Consider the following 552-nt stretch of genomic DNA (forward strand, 5'->3'; position numbering starts at 1 on the left):
CAGCTCCGCAACTCGCCTTGGAGCGATCGTCATGTCAGTGGAAGCTTCTACGATCCGTCGCATGCCGGTCGGCACATCCACCACAACCAGCCTCGGAGATGCAATGGACGGCATGTACTCGCCCGTCACGGAGCTCAACCTGCTGAAAGACCTGCAGGACAGGCTCGATTTGGAGAACTACGCCGACGGGTTCGAGCTGTTCGAGTACGGGGATACCACCGGGCTCGTGGCCGGCTGGTCGAAGGCCCCGGAGGTCACCGCCCGGCTGGTTCCCTTCGCACAGGCCAACGGTTCCGGCTCGTTCTACGCGTTTTGGCGGCTCGACGACCGGGCGGACCTCGCCACCCTGCCCGTGATCGTTCTCGGGGACGAGGGTGGACAGCATGTCGTCGCGCGCAATCTGCGGGAGCTGCTCCAACTCCTCGGCTTCGACGCGGAGATCTCGGTGGACTGGGACAGCGCCTACTTCTACCGCGGGAAGGACCACCGGCACAGCGACGGCCACGGAGAGTTCGCCGCCTGGCTCGACCGGCACTTCGGCCTGCCCGTGAC

General features: G+C 65.6%; 1 protein-coding gene. It reads left to right on the top strand.

Annotation, left to right across the window (positions count from 1 at the left end; genetic code table 11):
* Positions 1-61: 61 nt before the first annotated feature.
* A partial coding sequence (locus tag KV557_RS42015; protein WP_218207394.1) for a hypothetical protein occupies positions 62-552 on the top strand: 491 nt, incomplete at its 3' end.

The sequence above is a fragment of the Kitasatospora aureofaciens genome, from assembly GCF_019192735.1.
Classification (GTDB): domain Bacteria; phylum Actinomycetota; class Actinomycetes; order Streptomycetales; family Streptomycetaceae; genus Kitasatospora; species Kitasatospora aureofaciens_A.